Source organism: Cohnella sp. GCM10020058 (assembly GCF_042683485.1).
Lineage (GTDB): Bacteria > Bacillota > Bacilli > Paenibacillales > Paenibacillaceae > Cohnella.
On sequence record NZ_JBHUJV010000009.1, the window covers coordinates 908,920 to 927,864 of the forward strand.

Below are 18,945 nucleotides of genomic sequence, written 5' to 3' on the forward strand. Positions count from 1 at the left end.
TAATTTTACGATATAATCAAATAGCCTGTTCCATTGATTTCTTGCATTGACAGCTACATAGATAGCGTTCAAGTACTTAGAAAAGTAGGAGTGGAGTTTATGTATCGAAAGTTGAGCATGTACCTGCTTGCGGCGTTATTGCTGCTGCTGCCGGTATCGGCTGCGTTCGGCGGGGAGGCGCACGCGGCTTCTTCGTCGCGGATCGCGGTAATCAAGCAGCTGAGCGGAGACGTGCAGGTGCAAAAAGCGGGCGGCTCGAAGCTGTTCAAGGCGTTCGCGAAGCTGAGCCTGAACCAGGGGGACAAGCTGATCACCGGGAGCAAGGGATCGGCGGTGCTGCAGTTCGCGAACGGGACGTCGGAGGACGACAAGTTCACGGTCGGGGAGAACGCGACGCTGACGTTTTCGAAGCTGTCGGACAAAAAGGGCACGGTGACGAAGGTCAGCATGCTCAAGGGAACGGCTTGGGTGGACGTGAAGTCGATCAAGAGCCAGGACGACGACTTCAAGCTGGAGACGCCGACGGCGATCATGGGCGTGCGCGGCACGGCGTTCCTGGTGCGGGTCAATCCGCAGACGGGCGGGACGAATACGTCGGTCATGTCGGGCGTCGTGCGGTTTACGTCCGAGAATGCGGAGAAGACGGGAAGCGAGAGCGGAGAGAGCGCCGGCAAGACCGGCTCGTCGGGCGGCTCTAAGACGATCGATCTGTATCCGACGCAGCAGCTGTCGCTCGATTCGACGAGCGGCGCCGATCTGGGCGAGCTGACGACGCTTGTGGACATCGAGGAGATCGTTAAGAACGCGACGCCGGAGATCATCGAGGCGATCTTGCGCAGCAAAGAGAAGATCGACGAGGAGAACCGGCAAACGGTCGAAAAGTTCAAGCAAAGCGGCGTACCGGCGGGGCTGCAGCAGCAGCTGGAGCAGTTTATTCAAAATACGCAGGAGCTGCTGGGCGTCATCGCCAAACAGGCGATCGAGCAGAAGAAGATCGACGAGCAGCTGGTCAAGAAGATCGAACAGCAGGAAAAAACGTCGTTCGGGCTGGACAAGGATCAGCTGAGCCAGCTTAGCGATAAGGAGAAGGCGAAGCAAGAAAAGGCCAGGCAGCTGGCCGAGGAGGCCGCGAAGAAAAAAGCGGCCGAGGAAGCGGCGAAGCTGAAGGAGCTTGCGGACAAGATTAATGCCGCGGCACTCAAGGCCATCGAGGCGGCCAAGCAGGCGCAGACGGAGGCTAACAGGCTGGCGGCGGAAGCGGCCAAGCGAAAAGCCGAGGAAGAGCTGCTGAAAAAGCTGAACGATCAGCAGAAGCAGCAGTATCAGACGGACAAGGCGAACAACAACGGGACCAGTACGCAGACGCCGAATAGCAACGATTCTTCTAATCCGAATCTCGGTTCGCTTAGCTTGTCGGGTGCGGCGATCAGCCCTGCCTTTAATGCAGGTGTAACGTCGTACACGGCAAGCGTCGAGAGCAGCCGGACGAGCATCGTCGTCGGGGCGAGCGTACAGAGCGGCTCTGCTTCGCTCGCGATCAACGGGCAGGCGGCTAGCGGTGGGCAACGTACCGTGAATCTCGCCTACGGCGCCAACGAAATTACGATCGTCGTCACCGCGCAGAGCGGTGCGAGCAAATCCTACAAAGTCACGGTCACGCGTCAGATGCTGAACAGCGTCAGCGTCGTGTTCCCTGGCGCCGAAGGGTTCAACATCGACTTCAACTCGACAACCGCGCCGGCGCCGCTCAGCATTCCGAGCGGCACAAGCAGCATGACGCTGGTCGTTCCCGTGACCGGTCCGGAGCTGGACATCGCGGTCAACGGCCAGAACGTCGAGCCGGAGCCGATGTTTACCGCAGCGCGTACGGTGCTGCCGGACCAGATTGCCTGGCGGTACACCATTCCGCTGACGCAAGAATCCAACGAGATCGTCATTCAAGCGACGATCGACGGCATCGTCATGTCGTACAAGCTGATCGCAATCCGTGCGATGACGAACGAGACGGCCGTGCAGAGCGTTGCGGCGACCGGAACGGACGGAACGACCGTATACGAAGTCGTCTCCGGCAGCGACGGATGGACCGTAAAGGTGCCTTCCGATACGTCGGCGATCAAGCTGAAGATCAGCACGCTTAACGCGACCGCCAAGGTGCTATACGGAACCAACGAGTACGCATCCGGCGCTGAGATTCCGTATACGATCGTGAACACGAGCTTGTCGTTTACGGTGCGCGCCGCGGACGGCACGACGCAGAAGATGTATTCAATCGCGATCCAGCGACTGCCTTCGTCCAACGCTTCGCTGAAAGGACTGACGCTGTCCGCTGGGACGTTGAGTCCGACGTTCGCGAGCGGGACGACGAACTATACGGTCAACGTCGGGAATACGGTAACCAGCATCACGGTGACGCCGACGGCTGCGAGCAGCGCGGCGACGATCAAAGTCAACGACGCGACCGTAGCGAGCGGTGCCGCAAGCGCGGGAATTCCGCTGAGTGCGGGCTCCAATCAGATCACGGTCGAGGTTACTGCGCAGGACAACTCCAGGCTGAGTTATACGATCATGGTCACGCGCGAAAATTCGGCGGTGGCAACGCCGACATTTAATCCGTCGTCGGGCGCGGTCGCATTCGGCACGCAAGTGACGATCTCGTCGGAAGGCGCCGAGCATATTTACTACACGACGGACGGCAGCGATCCCGCGACCGGCGTCACGGGCGCGACGAAGGAATATTCGGCGAACGGCAAGCCGACGATCGTTGCCGCCGGCACGATCAAGGCCATCGCGACGCGCGCGGGCTATCCGAGCAGCCCGGTGGGCAGCGCTAGCTATACGCAGGCGGCGAGTGCGGATCTGACGGGTTTGGCGCTTAACGGAACAGTCAGCGGATTTTCGTTTGTCAAAACCACGTATAACTACGCCGATGTGTTAGCTTCCAGCGATGCATCCAGTCTGACCGTAAATGCGCAAGGCGGCGGCACGTTGACCGTAAACGGAACGGCGGTCGTTAGCGGGGAAAACTCGCAGGCTATCGATCTTGTGGCGGGTGTGCCAAAGACCATAACGGTCGTCACGACCGAAAGCGGGAAGTCGCCCAAGACATATGTTATCGTCGTGACGCGTTCGGCCGATAGCAACGCGACTCTTAGCGGCTTGTCTGTATCCCAGGGCGCGTTATCTCCGGGCTTCAAGAGCAGCGTCAACCAATACACTGTTAGCGTGCCGTACACGTCGACGACGATAAACGTGACGCCGACCGTTGCCGTGGGTACCTCTACGATCAAGGTCAACGGACAGAGTGCGACTAGCGGAAGCGCGACTGGAGAAATTGATTTAAGCGTGGGTCAAAATACGGTTGCTGTGGAGGTAACTTCTCAAAGCGGGTTTAAGCAAAGTTACGTTATTCTCGTAACGCGACTGCCGGCATCGCAGGACTCGACGCTAAGCAGCTTGTCTATTTCGGATGGGACGCTTACGCCCCCGTTCAACGCCTATACGAAGGACTATACGCTTTCGGTGCCGTATGCCATAAGCGAATTGACGATTAATGCGACAGCAGGCTCCCCGTTCGATACGCTGACGGGCGACGGGCTTCACACATTGGCGGTCGGCGAAAATGAATTAAAAGTCACCGTAACGGCGCAAAACGGTACGACCGTGTCGGAATATAAGATTATTGTCACGCGGGAAGAAAACGCTGCGGTATCGGTAATTGGAGGCGTTACATCCTGGACGGATACGCGAAGCGACAATCAAGCAGTCGCATGGCATGAAGGGCGGGATTACAGGTATGAGGAAGTATTCTACGCCGAGCTTCCGGACACTTCAGTCTCCATACGCTCAAGCTTAATCTTCGACGAGACGGTAACTTACGCCTCTTTAAGACAAGAATACAGTGAAGAGACAGTCGCAAGCTATGACGGCGACGTCTCCCGCATGATGTCGGTCGATTTCAGTTCGCTTGAGGAGGGGGATAACGTCTTTGTCCTCCGTATTACGAGGGAATACGATGAGGAATACGATGAGACGGAAGAGTACACGATTGATATTAAGATTGGCGAGTCGCGTCAGGCCTTGGCCATGGTGCATGCATACCTCGATACAGCCGAGGAGTCGGTGCCCGTCAGCCATAACGGCACGTACGATTACACCATGATCTTGCCGGCTCCGAACGCGAGTTTCCGAGTGTATCTCGTACCCGAAAACGTGACTTCGAGCCTCGAGACCGAAAATTACGGCATTGAAGGTGGAATGTTTTTTGCCGGGGCAAATTCCCTGAATTACGGCTGGAACGAGATCGTCGTCAAAATGAAGGACATCGCCGGGAATCCGGCTGCTCAGGACACGGTCATTAACGTATGGCGGCCTTCTGAGGATGGCGAGTCCGGTCCGGATTCTCTGAAGCTGTCGCTTGACGACATGGCATTCGAGAATGACGGCCAGGCATTCTATGCGGAAAATGAAGGCAGCTTCGGATTTTACAATGTGACCGCGCATGGCACGAATGCGGATATCTCGTTCACGCCATTCCTTGTCGATCCTGAATCGGAAATCCTCGGCGTCTATGTCGTGAACAACGAAGATGGGAAAACGGAGCTCCCGTCCAACGGAGAGGGCCAGTACAGCTTTGGTTTAGAAGCGGGCGACAACGTCGAGATTGTGGTCAAGGACGCGGAAGGGCATGGATTCAGGCATCGGATTCATATTTTCCATACGCTCGACCCGGAACAAGTGGAATTGCCCGAAGGGGTACTCGACTGGCATTTGGAAGGGGCCGAGTTGAAGTCGGATGCGATTTACTCGAGCCATTATTACTATGCTTCGTGGAATAATAAGCAATCGGCGCTTCAAATGACGCTTCAACTTGATCCTGCGGTGTACAGCAGCGCCGAGCTCTACCCCACATGGGATGGAGAGAGCCTTGCTTCATGGCAAGCGGATAGCGGGGATTGGACGCAGACGATCGATCATCCGGCACCGGGTACGGGAGAGTATACGCTTGTCTTGTATCCTGTTGATGAGGAAAGCTATGGGACAGAAATAAATTTAGTCATTGGCAATGGTCCGGCTTCCATATTTGGCTTGTCGAAATGGATGACTAACAACCTCAGCGAGGGGCGCCCGCTTTATACTTGGGTGGCCGACGATACAGAGGTAACGCCGTCTTATGTTGGTTCAGTAGAATTTGCAGGCAACGGACTGTATTTCGACATGAAATTCGATAAGTCGATTGTGTCCGATGCCAGACTTCTTCAAAACGGTCAAGAACTCTCAAAATATATCGGCAACGGAAACTATCCGTACAGCTTTACGATAGGCGGAATGGGACCGGGGATCTATCAATTTGTTCTCGAGGTCGATAGTGCAGAGGGAACGACTTATGCTTACGACTTGACGCTTATGGTCGGAATCGACAATCCCGGTTTCGGTCTGCTAAATGCCAAGGTAGGTCAGCGTACGGTAGATTGGAAGCCGGCCGAAGGCTTCAATGACAGAAACGAAGGCCAGAGCTACGGCAGGTACTATGCGATCGTTCCCGAGGAATCCGGCCAGAACGAACTTGAGATGAAACTCGGACTGGCCCAATCCGAAAATGGAACGAACACATTCGAGCAAGTGACAGTGGACGGGGATAACTATCCTTTGGATGACGAGACGAAGCTGTCCTTATCCCTTGATCTGACACCCGGATATCATTATGTCTCGACGCTTCAACGATTCGAGATCGCACCTGAAGGACAGATCGTGTTCAACCGTACGACGGACTGGGTGCTCTTTGTAGGAACAGCCGCCGATCTCGAATCGTCGGAAGCGGGCAGGCTGGATACGGCAGCGGATTCGTTCAGTCTGACGAAGGATTACCCGCATTCGTTCGAGCCCATCGTCATGGAGCAGAACGGAACGAATTATACGGCTGACGTGGACGCCAATATTGATTATGTGTATTTAACGGCGGCTCCGCAGTCGACTTACGGCAAGCTGGAAGTGACGCTGAATGGCGAAAAGCCGAATAGCGAAGGCCGCTTATATTCTCTCTCTTCCCTGAATACAGGGCCGAATACGGTTGATATCGAGGTCACCGATCCGACGGGGACGGTCAAGCGAACTTATACGCTCACGATTAATAGGGCCGAAGGCGCCACGCCTCCCGCCCAGCTCAGCGGCTTGCGAATCGGCAGCGAAATGGTGCCTCTAGATCAAGGACGATACGAATATACCGTCTATCTTCCGTACGGAGCGCCCGAGTCGATGGTGGTGCATGCCGTGGCCGCTGACCAGGATCATGTGAGCCTAAAGGTGAACGGCGAGTCTTGGCTATGGGACGACGACGAAGCGCATGCGCTCGCACCGAACGCAGCCGGGGAATACGAGCTCGAGGTCAGTTCAGGCGATGGGTCCTACACAACCAGCGTCTATCATATTCATGTGGAGCGGTTGTTGACGGAAGCCGCCAAGATCAAGGGTGACGTACCGGTATCATGGACGTCGGGAGGCAGCGATGTTTGGAATTCGGGTGCACTCGAGCTGGAGGATGGCGATTGGTTAAGCATGAATTTCGGCAAGCCCGACGGATACCATCTGTACTTTGAGACGGACGGATCCGAATTCGATGCAGAGCAGCAGCGCTGGTACCCGGATAGCGGTGTCAACAGGCTTACGGTGCAAGTCAAATGGGACGGAAAAGATACTGCTGCCGCTACGTACCAGTTCGTTGTTTATAATTGGAACTCTGTCGTTGTAACCAACATGACGGAGGGCACAAGCCCGGAACGTGTTAGAGCGATTAAGTGGCAAAATACTTATTATGCAACACTGCCGTCCAGTTGGTTTGCGTCCTCCGAGTCGCCCCAAGTGAAAATCAGCACGTTGGAAGGGCAGGGGGCTTCAAATCTTGTTGGTTGGTATTTCACGAATTCCATCTACGAAGGCACTTTTACGCATAATGATTCTGCGAATCATCCGGTCACGCGGGCAGTCGGCGTGTTCGCGCCAGTCAGTATGCCGTTGTTCCAAGCCAAGTTTCAGGGCGATAACTTTGAATGGACGTCTGCGTCGATTCCTCGTTTCGTTTACGGAAATGACGAGAGGCCTGGCGCCTATTTCTGGTCGAACGACAATACGATGATACCGACCGGCGTCGAGCTGCGAGTCTCTCAATTGTCGGGCAACATCCAGATTTATGCGATGGATGACGACGATCAGCCGCTGGCGCGCACGGCAGTCAATGAGGATTGGCATTGGAGTCTTCCTCTGAACTGGCTGGAGTCGGACGGGGATGTTCAAACCTACAAGGTTGTCGTCCAGCAGAGCAGTCAGACTGCTGTTTATCTATTTAGTTTTGGTGCAGGTTTTAACCCAACGGCCTAAATAATATATAAACAACCCGGCTAAAGGAATTTTTCCTCAGAGCCGGGTTGTTTATTTAGTAGGCATTCCGTGTCCCCACCCATGACCTAAGTACTTTTTTTATCCCGAAAGAAGGGAAATGATGTCGAAAAATAGAATAGCTATAAGATATGAAAGCGTCACGGTCTAGCATTGGGGGGACGGTGCCGGGAATGGAGTGGTAACCGGAGTCGACGGCGGTCCGATTATGAGAAAAAGATGAGACAACGCGCGTCGAGCATTAAATATTATTAACTTGATAGGGCATGCAAATGCATGAATAATGAATGAGCGATATATATATTAGGCTGGTTTCGCGATGACTGGATACTGCTCGGCCTTATGTCCCGCCCACGGATTCGAGTTACATATGTCGAATGACGGATACGTGTTGGTTGAACGCCAAAATGTGGGTATATACTCATAGCTTCACTTACTGACAGGCAAGGGCGTGGCAAGAATGGCAGCAGGATTAAATGGGAAACGGCGTACGGTTCGTGCGGCGGCTGTGGCTGTGCTGCTTGGCACAGCTTTGGCGGCGACCGGTTCCCCGGATTCGCGATTGACCGCAAATGACGGGTTGAGTGGGGCAGCCGAGGCGGCGAAACTCGGCGCGACCGCTTTCCCCGCGACTGCAAAGCAGGCGGACCGCTTAGGCAAGGCCGCCAGAATCTCCGCTTCACGTAAGCCGGTCGCGATCGCGGCGTTAACGAATGCTTCGTTTCTTAAGGAGACGGGCATCGCGGACGCTTGGAAGCTGCTGCGACGCGACGTGACCGGTACGATTGCAATCGTGGATACGGGCATCGATCTGAAGAATGCGGCGCTCCAGCCCTATCTGACCGAAGGTGTCAATCTGTTGAATGACAAAAAGTCGCCGCAGGATGATAACGGGCATGGCACGGCAGTGGCTGGCGTCATTGTAGCCGCGGCAGAGGCCGGGAAGGATGCGGAGGCTTCGTGGAAGATGAAGCTGATGCCGATCAAGGCGTTGGACGACAAGGGCGAGGGAGACGAATCGCATTTGTCGGGCGGGATCCGATACGCCATCGAGCATGGCGCGGACATCGTCGTGCTGTCTCTCGGGCTCCGCAGGGACGCACCCGGCATGCGCAGCGTCATTGACCTGGCCGAGTCGAAGGGCGTGCTGCTCGTTGCAGCGACCGGCAATGACGCGGCCGACTTTGGCGATCGGGCGGCGGTGCAATACCCGGCCGCCTACCCGACCGTGGTGGCTGTTGCAGGCGCCGAGGCGGGCCAAGGTCAGATCAACTCGACAGGAGGCCCCGAGGTCGATCTTGCCGCGTCTTGGCAGGTCGATACGCTCGCGCTGGGCGGCGGCCGTATTACCATGGAAGGCACATCCATGGCCGCGCCTCAAGTGGCTGCAGCCATCGCGCTGCTGCGGGCTGCGCATCCGGATTGGAAGCCTGCGTTCCTCCGCGAGACGCTGCGCCGCACGGCCGAGGATATCGGCGCCAAGGGCCGTGACGACGCGACGGGCTATGGCCTCGTACACGCGGATCGCGCTTTGGCAGCCGCGTTCGCAGCCGATTGGCGCGAGCCTAACGGAGCGCAGCGGTCGGCGTCGCCCTTTCCTCCGGGCACGGAGGTCTATTCGGCATGGAGCGGCTCGCTCGATACCGACTGGTACGCGGTCGAAGCGCATGCAGACGGGATGCTATCCGTACGTATGCAGACGAACCTGTTTGACATCGGCCCCGCCGCGGTTAAATTGTCGCTATACCGTCCGGGAGGCGTTAATCCGACCGCTCCGACCGCTGCGAGCGGCGCAAGCGGGGGAACGACGACTTGGAAGGTAGCCAAGGGCAAATACTACCTGAGGGTGGACGGATCCTCGAGAGCGTCGTCTCTGCCTTACCGGCTCACCTCCGGCTTCCGAATGCTGCCGGATCGGACGGAGCCCGGGTCGACACGGGATTCGGCTTATGCAATCGAGCCCCGTACACAGACTTGGACAGGGACGTTCGATCGCGAAGACGACGAGGATTGGACAACGGTCAAGCTGCCCCAGTCCGGCACCTTGAAAGTAACCGTGGAGACGGATACGACGCGCATCGACCCCGCGATTACGCTGCAGCGAGCCGGGCAGGCCGAAGTCCTGACGGATACGAACGGCGACGGGTTGCCGGAAACGGCTACGATCAAGAATGCGCCGGCAGGCAGATACTACATAGGGGTCAGCAACGCAGCCGCCGACGGGGCGGCGCCCGTGATAGGGACCTATACGGTCCGACTGGAATACATTACTACGTACGCGGATTTGGGCGAGCCGAACGACGGTCCGCTGACGGCCGCCGCGCTCGTTTCCGGGGATGCGGGCATCCTCAAGGGGCTGATCTCGTCCAAGGAAGACGCGGATTGGTTCCGGTTCAAGACGACGGGCGGCAGCTTTGCGTGGAAGCTCGACGGCATACCGGAGGGCTCGACGTTCAAGCTGGCGGTATACGACAAGGAGCTGAAGCCGCTCGGCCAATGGTCCAGCAAGGCGCAGAGCGTTTCCCTGAATGTTCCGCAGAAGCTGGCTGCCGGGACTTATTATGCCCGGATCACAGCCGATCGCGCGGATCGTTCCGCGTATTATCGTTTCGGCGTGGTGAGCGTCCACTGAAACGTTTTGGAATTGCGGCGATAAGGAGCGTTGTCGGCGGATGGAATCCATTTATTACGCAATGGGCTGGGACAGCTTGTTCTCCATTTTCATCACGCTCGGATTCATCGCAGTCGCGTGGGTCGTGCTGCAGGAGGTTAAGTGGGAGCAATTTTTCCGACATCCCAAAAGTCCGAGGGCGCGGCTCGCACAGCTCATTCTGGCGATCATCGCAGGACGCCTGCTGGCCGGATTCGTGCTGGATTACTGGAACTGGGCTTCGTCGCTGAGGCACTTATTCAATTCATCGTAGAGAATACTTTTCCGCATAACGTCGAATCAAAATGATCACAATGGGTAATAAAGCAGAAGCAAGTCGCCTGAAGGCGAATCTTGACGGACAAAAAGTTTGTATTTTGTCATAACATGCCGCTTGTACCGAACCGACGGACGGTGGTATGATGAAATTTGGGTTTTCTGGAGCCGGAATCGGTGAAAGCACGGTCTCCGGAAATGATTCTACACCCGCGGAGGGAACCACCCATGAGCAAAATCATCGTCCGCGGCGGCCGTCCCCTAAATGGGACTGTCCGCGTGCACGGCGCCAAAAATTCCGTCCTGCCGATCCTCGCCGCCACTCTGTTGGCGGAGGAAGGGTCTTGCGTCATCGATGACGTACCCGCCTTGGACGATGTGTATAACATTCTGGAAGTCCTCTCGGCGTTAGGCGTTCAGGCGCTTCGCCACGAGTCCCGCGTGACGCTGCGTGCGCACCGGCTGATCTCGCATGAGGCGCCATACGAGCTCGTTCGCAAGATGAGGGCGTCGTTCCTCGTCATGGGACCACTCCTAGCCCGCGAGGGCAAGGTCAAGATCTCGCTGCCCGGCGGCTGCGCGATCGGGACCCGTCCGATCGACCAGCACCTCAAGGGCTTCGAGGCTATGGGCGCCGAGATCGGCTTCGGCCAAGGCTCGGTCGAAGCCAAGGTGGACGGACGACTGCGCGGGGCGCGCATTTACCTCGACGTAGCCAGCGTAGGCGCAACCGAGAACATCATGATGGCAGCCGCGACCGCGGACGGCGTCACGACGATCGAGAATGCCGCCAAGGAGCCGGAGATCGTCGATCTCGCCAACTTCCTGAATGCCATGGGCGCGAAGGTTCGCGGCGCAGGCACGGGCATCATCCGTATCGAGGGCGTAGAACGTCTTAAGGGCATCCGCCACACGGTTATTCCGGACCGGGTAGAGGCCGGCACCTACATGATCGCGGCGGCTATTTCCGGCGGCGATGTGTACGTCGAAGGCGCGATCCGCGACCACCTGGGTCCGGTCGTCGCCAAGCTTGAAGAGATGGGCGTCGGCATCGAAGCGGACGACAGCGGCATTCGCGTCTTCACGAATCGCCCGCTCAAGGGCGTCGATGTCAAGACGCTGCCTTATCCGGGCTTCCCGACCGACATGCAGGCGCAATTCATGGCGCTGCTGCTCGCCAGCCCGGGTACGAGCATTGTGACGGAGACGGTGTTCGAGAACCGCTTCATGCACGTCGAAGAGATGGCGAAGATGGGGGCCGACATCAAGATCGAAGGCCGCACCGCCGTCATCTCCGGCGGCAAGCGGCTGTCCGGTGCTCCGGTCTGCGCAACGGATCTGCGCGCGGGAGCTGCGCTGATCTGCGTAGGCCTGGCTGCGGAAGGCGTCACCGAGGTGACCGGTACGCATCACATCGACCGCGGCTACATGGACATCGTCGGCAAGCTGGCCGCGCTAGGCGCGGATATCAGCCGCCTGGGCGAGGGCGAAGAAGTTCCGGCCCCGGCGCCCGCTGCTGCAGTTGTGATTCAAGCACCGCCGGTGCCGGCAGAGCCGTTCGCCGTGCGTCGCTCGCTTCAGGCAGCGTCCGAAGAGCGTGTCGCATCGGACAGCGTAGCGATGCTGCGCGTGCAGCCTACGCTGGCATGATTTTCTTTTAATCGCACTTATCATCCCCGCGCCTTCGCGCCTTGGACCGAGATGTTTGTATCCGGTCCCGGGCGCGAAGGCTTTTTTGCATTCTCTTTGTCTTGTTCTAGCGACTCCGCGCCATTCATAGATTGGTAGCGTGCGAGGAAAAGGACAACGAAGAGAGGAAGGTCGAAGGCATGCAAAAAGAAGATGGACAAGCGGATCGCAACAAAGGGGTGTATTCGGTACGTCTGAATCGACGCAGGGGCAGGCTAAGAGGCGGGTTTCTACGCACCGGCGGAGGCGGCATGCGGCCGGTTGGCCTCTTGCTCATTCTGGCCTTCGGCACGGGCGCGTTGCTAGCAAGCTGGTCCTGGGCGGAGCGCCACGCGAGAGAGACGAATCTGGCGCAGGTCGTCGAGGAGGGCGCGGGCACGGTTGCGAACCGCGTTGGAGAGAAGAATGAGAAGCCGGACAGCGTCGTTATATCCAAAGATACATCCGAAGAGAATGGCGCCGAATCACGCGAAAAAGACGGCCAGGAGTCGTCAGAAACGCAGGCACAGGGTGGCGCCCTGTCTGCAGCAGACGCCGCTCGGGGGCTACGGGCGGATCGGGAGGACAGCGCGCTCGTCGTTCGCGTCTACTTATCCGACGATAAGCGGGTCGAACGGGCCGGCTTGGAGACGTACGTCAAGGGCGTCGTGGCGGCAGAGATGCCGACGGACTTCGAGCCGGCCGCGCTGGAGGCCCAAGCGATCGCGGCGCGCACCTATTTGATACGCCGCCTGTGGAACGAGGATCGGTCCGGGGTGCCTGTCCGCGGCGCGGACGTGACCGACACGGTGACGCACCAGGTCTACCGCTCCCGTTCGGAGATGGACAAGCTCAAGAAGGAAAATCCGGCAGCATGGGCGGCAGTAGACGAGGCGGTACGGCGGACGCGCGGCATCGTCATGGTATACGGCGGAGCGCCTATCGAATCTCTTTACTTTTCCAGCAGCAACGGCTTTACGGAAAATGCAAAAGATGTTTTCGCAGCGGATTTGCCTTATCTGGTGTCGGTGAGCAGTCCATGGGATCGCAAAGACTCGCCCCGTGCCGAGGAAACCGTAGAGATGAAGCTGAGCGAATTCTATCGCAAGCTCGGCGTCAAGTCGCTGGCGACGCTGACGGGGTTCGGCAAACGGCCGGCCGCCGTTATTAATAGCTGGACCGACGGAAAAAGAGTGAGTACGGCGACCGTCGGCGGCAAGACGCTATCGGGTATCGAGGTTCGCAGACTGCTAGGGTTGCGGTCCGCCGCGTTCGACTGGAAGATCGAGAAGGGGATGATCTCGATAACGACCTACGGCAGCGGGCATGGCGTCGGCATGAGCCAATGGGGCGCGGAGGGCATGGCGAAGACGGGCGCGACTGCCGCGGACATCGTGCTTCACTACTATACGGGCATACAGCTGAAGACGGTGACCGCGCTTCAATCCGCGAGCGCCGACACTGCTAAGCTATAAATCCCTTAATCTTGCAAAAGGCATGTTTAAAAAACTATCACCTGGCAACACTCTTTTACTGAGGTGATAAAAAATGAATGATTCAAACAAACCAAACGGCAAGATCGAACCAGGCAGTACCAGAAGTGTCGTCAGCTCGTCGTCCCGTCCTTCGGCAACGAAAAGGTTTTTCGCCAAGCGGTGGGTGTTCCCCGCCATGTACATGGCCGCAGCGGCAATCATCGTAACGATCCTCTGGCTGAACGCCAGCTCGGGAACGAGCGGCAAGCCGAAGGACGTAGCGAGCACCGCGGGCGTGAAGCAGGAGGTCGGCACAGACGGTCAGACCGCCGAGGATCCGGACGCGCTGCCGGTAGCGGCAGGCGGAGAGACCCTCGCTTGGCCGGTGACCAACCGTGACGCGATGTCGGTGTCCATGCCGTACTACAACGAGAACGGTACGGAAGAAGAACAGGCAGCCGCAATGGTGAAGCACGACAACCAGTTCACGCCGCACACGGCGATCGACCTCGCGAGCAAGGACGGCAAGGCGTTCGACGTCAAGGCTGCGATGAGCGGCGAAGTGACGGTGGCGGAGCAGACGCCGCAAAACGGTTACGAGATTAATATCAAGCATCCGAACGGTCTTGTCACCGTCTACCAAAGCCTGGCCGAGCTGAAGGTTAAGGTGGGAGATTCGGTCAAGCAAGGCGATGTGCTCGGCACGGCCGGGGTTAGCGAACTAGAGAAGGATGAAGGCGTTCACGTCCACTTCGCAGTCAAGAGCAACAGCCAGACCGTGGATCCGGCTTCGCTGATCGGCGATCAACAGTAATCTGGTAACAATGGCAGGGATGCCCGGGCGTGCGGCGGCGCGCAAGGGCATCCCTGTCTATTTTTGTGTTTTAATAGCTGACCAAATGATGGCATTTGTGTTACGATAGTACCATAATTGATACTACCGAGGATCTATCGACTTCAGAGAGGACGCGTGATAGATGAAGCTCGTGACTGTAGACGAACTTCACCCCGGCGATGTGCTGGACAGGCCGGTATACGGAAAAAACGGATTGGTCATGCTCGAGGCCGGCACGGAGCTTACGGCGCAATACATAGATCGATTGCAAATCCTCGGATTTCAATCGGTAGCCCTCGGCAAGCGCGGCGCGGCGGCCGAAGCGCTGCTGGCTTCCCGCATGAAGCTGCGGCCCGACGAGAAGGTCAGGAACGTCGAGGAGATCGAGCTGCTGCGCGCCGATCCGGTTCAGCTTCAGGAGACGCATCACAGTCTGATCCGCTTTTTAGAGACGGAGGAAAACTACAGCAAAGTTGCCCTGCCTCTCGCCGAGCTTGCGAACTTCAAACGGGGCTACCGGGAGCGCCTTCTCTCTGCGGTCAGTCACAGGGCGGTAGCCGAGGAGCTCAGCGTGCTGAGGCAGACCGATCAATCGTTGTTCGACCACACCCTGCAGGTGTCGCTTATGTCGGCCGTAATTGGCGCGTCGGGCGGGATGGATGCGAGCGCCCAGTACGAGCTGGGCGTCGGTGCGCTGCTATTCGACGTCGGCATGACGCGGATCTCGCCCGAGCTGCTCCGCGCAAGACGCAAGCTTACGGAAGCGGAGATGGATGCGGTCAAGCAGCATACGACGCTCGGTTATCACGCGCTGGGGCGCATGCGCGAAGTTCCGGATGCTGCGGCCAAGTGCGCGCTGCTTCACCACGAGCGTTATAGAGGGGGCGGTTATCCGTACGGAGTCGCGCAGGACAAGATTCCGGACATGGCGCAGATCGTCGGACTGGCCGACGTATTCGACGCGCTGCTCTCGCCCCGCCATCATCGCGATCCTTACCCGCCTTGCGAGGCGATGGAATATATGTTCGCAGCCGGCAACTACGAGTTCGGCATCGGCGTCGTGCGCTCGTTTCTCAAGAACCTCACGATTTTTCCCGCGGGGATGGCTGTGCTCCTCAGCAGCGGAGAGACTGCGATCGTCAAGGATACGGCAAATCGGCCTGCGCACAAGCCGGTCGTGCTGGTCGTGCGGGAAGCCGACGGCCGCGTGCCGTCCCCTTATGAGATCGATCTGAACGAAAACGCTCGCATTTACGTGTCCCGCTCCGTGTCCATCAAGGGATGAGCGGTTGCGACCGACGGTATAGATAACGCCAGACGGGCCTTTGGGCTCGTCTTTTTTTGCGTTTATTAGGACGCACTAGAAGTCCATTTGACCCATAAGCCCCGCCGCTTGCGGACTTTATAGGCTTGTCAGGCTTGGTTACAAAGAATAAGTGAACGTCCCCCTCATATACTGTACCAATCAATCAGAGCAGGGAGGCGGGAGCGTGCACGATTACATCAAAGAACGGACCATCAAGATCGGCCGCAGCATCGTGGAGACGCGCAATACGGTTCGAACCATCGCCAAAGAATTCGGCGTCTCCAAGAGCACGGTGCATAAAGATCTGACCGAGCGTCTGCCGGAGATCAATCCGGATCTGGCCGATCAGGTCAAGCACATCCTCGAGTACCACAAGTCGATCCGGCACCTGCGTGGCGGCGAGGCGACCAAGATCAAGTACAAGAAAACGACGATTAAGAAGCGGGAAGTATTCGCGGTAGCGAAGGCGTAATTTTTGTCATATCATTAGATTTGTTAGAGGATTTTTAGAAATCATGGCGAATACTACAAGGAATATCTATGCGTTGGAGGCTTGTTTTTCATATGTTCAGTAAAGACATCGGAATCGACTTGGGCACGGCGAACGTTTCCATCCACATCAAAGGCAAGGGCGTCGTGCTCGACGAGCCTTCCGTTGTCGCGATAGAGAACGACACCCGCAGGGTGCTGGCCGTCGGGGAGGATGCGCGCCGCATGGTCGGCCGCACCCCCGGCAATATCATCGCGATCCGCCCGCTGAAGGACGGCGTCATCGCCGACTTCGAAGTTACGGACATGATGCTGAAGGCATTCATTCAGCGGGTCGGAGGCCGCAGCTGGTACGGGCGTCCGCGCATTCTGATCTGCGCGCCGACCAATATCACCTCGGTTGAGCAAAAAGCGATTCGCGAAGCTGCGGAGCGCAGCGGAGCGAAGGAAGTTTTCCTGGAGGAAGAGCCCAAGGCGGCCGCGATCGGCGCGGGCATGGATATCTTTCAGCCCAGCGGCAACATGGTCGTGGATATCGGCGGCGGTACGACCGACGTCGCGGTGTTGTCGATGGGCGCTATTGTGACTGCCTCGTCGCTCAAGGTAGCGGGGGACAAGTTCGACGCCGCGATCATGAGATATATTAAAAATAAATACAAACTGCTGATCGGAGAACGGACAAGCGAGGATATCAAGATCAAGATCGGCACCGTATATACAGGGGGACGGCAAGAGGAGATGGATATCCGGGGACGGGATATGGTCTCGGGGTTGCCGCTCACCGTGACGATTCACGCGGACGAGGTCCGCGAGGCGCTGTGGGAGCCGGTATCGTCCATCGTCGTCGCCGCCAAAGCCGTACTCGAGCGGACGCCGCCCGAGCTGTCGGCCGATATCATCGACCGGGGCGTCATTCTGACCGGAGGCGGGGCGCTTCTGGACGGACTCGACTCGCTGCTGGCGGACGAGCTCAAAGTACCTGTGTTGATTGCCGAAGACCCGATGCACTGTGTCGTCAAGGGGACGGGCATCATGCTCGATCATCTCGACAAGATGGCGCGCCGCAAGTAGCTTTCTCACAACGGGAGGGAACTGCAACATGATCAGAGGATTGTATACTGCGGCTGCGGGGATGATTGCCGAGCAGCGAAGGCACGACACGGTGACCAACAACGTCGCCAACTTGAATACGCCGGGCTACAAAGGCGTCAACTCGGTGAACCGGGCATTCCCCGAGATGCTGATCTCGCTGATGGGCAGTCCGGACGATACGAAGGGTACGATCGGCAAGCTCAACACCGGCGTTTTCGCGGAAGAAAGCTTGATCAATCTGGGGCAGGGCGACCTGAACGAGACGGGACGCAGCCAGGACCTGGCGCTCGTGTCGGATATCCTCGTAGACGGCCAAGTGTTCGACGGCTCCGGCAAGTACGTGGACGCGAACGGCAACGTCACTTATCAGCCGCAGGCGCTGTTCACGGTGCAGAACGCGGACGGAGAGCGACGTTACACGCGCGACGGCGGGTTCCGCACGACGGCGGACGGCACGCTGGTGACGCCCGACGGAATGCAAGTGCTCGGCGTGGACGGACAAGCCATTCGCGTCGACGGCACCTGGGACAACGTACAGGTCACGGCGGACGGCCGCTTGATCGACAAGGAGACCCAGCAGCCGTTGGCGGGCAGCCCTGCGCTTCTGCTTACCGAGGTCAACGACCCGAATCAGCTCATTCGCCAGGGCGACGGCAAATACGTCTACCAGGGCGACGCCAACGGGCTGCGTCAGGTACAGGCCGGCGAGCGCGTGGAGATTAAGCAGGGTTATCTGGAGCGATCCAACGTGGATGCTTCGCAGTCGATGGTCGACCTGATGAGCGCGCTGCGCGCCTACGAGGCGAACCAAAAAATGGTCCAGTACTACGACCGCAGCCTGGACAAGGCAGTCAACGATGTCGGCAGAGTCTAACTAGAAGCGAAGGGGAATCGAGATGAACAACTCCGTCGTCAGCGCAGCCGCGTCCATGGGCGCTCTCCAACAGAAGCTGGACGTACTCGCCGACAATATCGCCAACGTGAACACCAAGGGCTACAAGCGCAAGAGCACGGTATTCGAGGATATCCTAACGAACGTCCAGCCGCACGAAAAATCGTTTGAGCTGCCGGGCCGCCGCACGCCGCTCGGCTTCACTCAGGGCTGGGGCGCTCGCGTCGTCGGCCAGCAGATCGATATGACGCAGGGCGCCATGCAGCAAACGGACAGCCTGACCGACCTCGCCATCGCAGGCAACGCCCTGTTCGAGGTTCGCTCCGGCGGCACGCTCGACAGCGCGCGCGCCTTCACGCGGCAAGGCGCCTTTCAGCTGTCGCCGACGAACGGCGGCGACCGTATCCTGACGACGGCCCAAGGCTACCCGATCGTCGCCGTCTCGCCGCAAGGCCAGGATACTTTTGTACGCGTGCCCGACAACTACGAGCTGATCGTCGGTGCGGACGGCAGTCTGAGCGCCCGCTCCGCGGACGGCAACGAATCGATCGAACTGGGCACGCTGCGGCTCGTCGAGGTTAATAAGCCCGAGCTGCTGCAGGCCGTCGCCGACAATCTGTACGGTGTGCCTTCGGACGTCAACGTGGCGGATGTCGTGGCGAATGTCGTCGCGAGACCCGACGCGTCCGGCGGCATCGCGATTCGCCAGGGCTTCCTCGAGGAGTCCAACGTCAGCCTGGGCGACGAAATGGCCGACCTGGTCAATGTTCAGCGTGCCTACCAATTGAGCGCGAGGGCGCTCAGCTCCGGCGACCAAATGTCCCAGATGGCGGCCAATCTTCGCGTCTGACGCGGCCTGACGACCGCTGGCGG

Annotated in this window: 11 protein-coding genes; all 11 read left to right on the forward strand. The window is 58.3% G+C overall.

All coding sequences use genetic code 11. From position 1 onward, the window contains the following. Positions 1-99: 99 nt before the first annotated feature. The 11 genes from ACFSR7_RS19295 to ACFSR7_RS19345 all read left to right on the forward strand — a co-directional run bounded on the left by ACFSR7_RS19295 (position 100) and on the right by ACFSR7_RS19345 (position 18,922). Positions 100-7,371: a cadherin-like beta sandwich domain-containing protein gene (locus tag ACFSR7_RS19295; protein WP_378164335.1), complete on the forward strand. Its 7,272-nt coding sequence runs from the start codon at positions 100-102 to the stop codon at positions 7,369-7,371. Between the two features lie 478 nt (positions 7,372-7,849). Further along, a complete protein-coding gene (locus ACFSR7_RS19300) occupies positions 7,850-10,021 on the forward strand; it encodes a S8 family serine peptidase (protein ID WP_378164337.1) in 2,172 nt (723 codons plus the stop codon). Positions 10,022-10,061: 40 nt separating this feature from the next. Further along, positions 10,062-10,313 (forward strand): DUF1146 domain-containing protein, encoded by a 252-nt coding sequence (locus ACFSR7_RS19305; protein ID WP_378164339.1) that lies wholly within the window; start codon positions 10,062-10,064, stop codon positions 10,311-10,313. A gap of 230 nt (positions 10,314-10,543) precedes the next feature. Next, on the forward strand, positions 10,544-11,965 hold the full coding sequence (murA, locus tag ACFSR7_RS19310; RefSeq protein ID WP_378164341.1) for a UDP-N-acetylglucosamine 1-carboxyvinyltransferase: 1,422 nt from the start codon (positions 10,544-10,546) through the stop codon (positions 11,963-11,965). Between the two features lie 179 nt (positions 11,966-12,144). Then, positions 12,145-13,458, forward strand: a complete 1,314-nt coding sequence (gene spoIID / locus ACFSR7_RS19315) for a stage II sporulation protein D (RefSeq protein WP_378164343.1) — start codon at positions 12,145-12,147, stop codon at positions 13,456-13,458. A gap of 73 nt (positions 13,459-13,531) precedes the next feature. Continuing rightward, on the forward strand, positions 13,532-14,272 hold the full coding sequence (locus ACFSR7_RS19320) for a peptidoglycan DD-metalloendopeptidase family protein (RefSeq protein WP_378164345.1): 741 nt from the start codon (positions 13,532-13,534) through the stop codon (positions 14,270-14,272). A gap of 163 nt (positions 14,273-14,435) precedes the next feature. After that, complete coding sequence (locus tag ACFSR7_RS19325) at positions 14,436-15,578, forward strand: HD-GYP domain-containing protein (protein WP_378164347.1); 1,143 nt, start codon at positions 14,436-14,438, stop codon at positions 15,576-15,578. Positions 15,579-15,783: 205 nt separating this feature from the next. After that, positions 15,784-16,071, forward strand: coding sequence for a sporulation transcriptional regulator SpoIIID (spoIIID, locus tag ACFSR7_RS19330; protein WP_090116189.1), 288 nt, complete (start codon positions 15,784-15,786; stop codon positions 16,069-16,071). A 92-nt stretch (positions 16,072-16,163) separates the two neighbouring features. Next, on the forward strand, positions 16,164-17,159 hold the full coding sequence (gene mreB, locus ACFSR7_RS19335; RefSeq protein ID WP_378164349.1) for a rod shape-determining protein: 996 nt from the start codon (positions 16,164-16,166) through the stop codon (positions 17,157-17,159). A gap of 28 nt (positions 17,160-17,187) precedes the next feature. Beyond that, positions 17,188-18,054, forward strand: a complete 867-nt coding sequence (locus ACFSR7_RS19340; RefSeq protein WP_378164351.1) for a flagellar hook-basal body protein — start codon at positions 17,188-17,190, stop codon at positions 18,052-18,054. 22 nt (positions 18,055-18,076) lie between these two features. Continuing rightward, positions 18,077-18,922, forward strand: coding sequence for a flagellar hook-basal body protein (locus ACFSR7_RS19345; protein WP_378164352.1), 846 nt, complete (start codon positions 18,077-18,079; stop codon positions 18,920-18,922). The last annotated feature ends 23 nt before the right edge of the window (positions 18,923-18,945 follow it).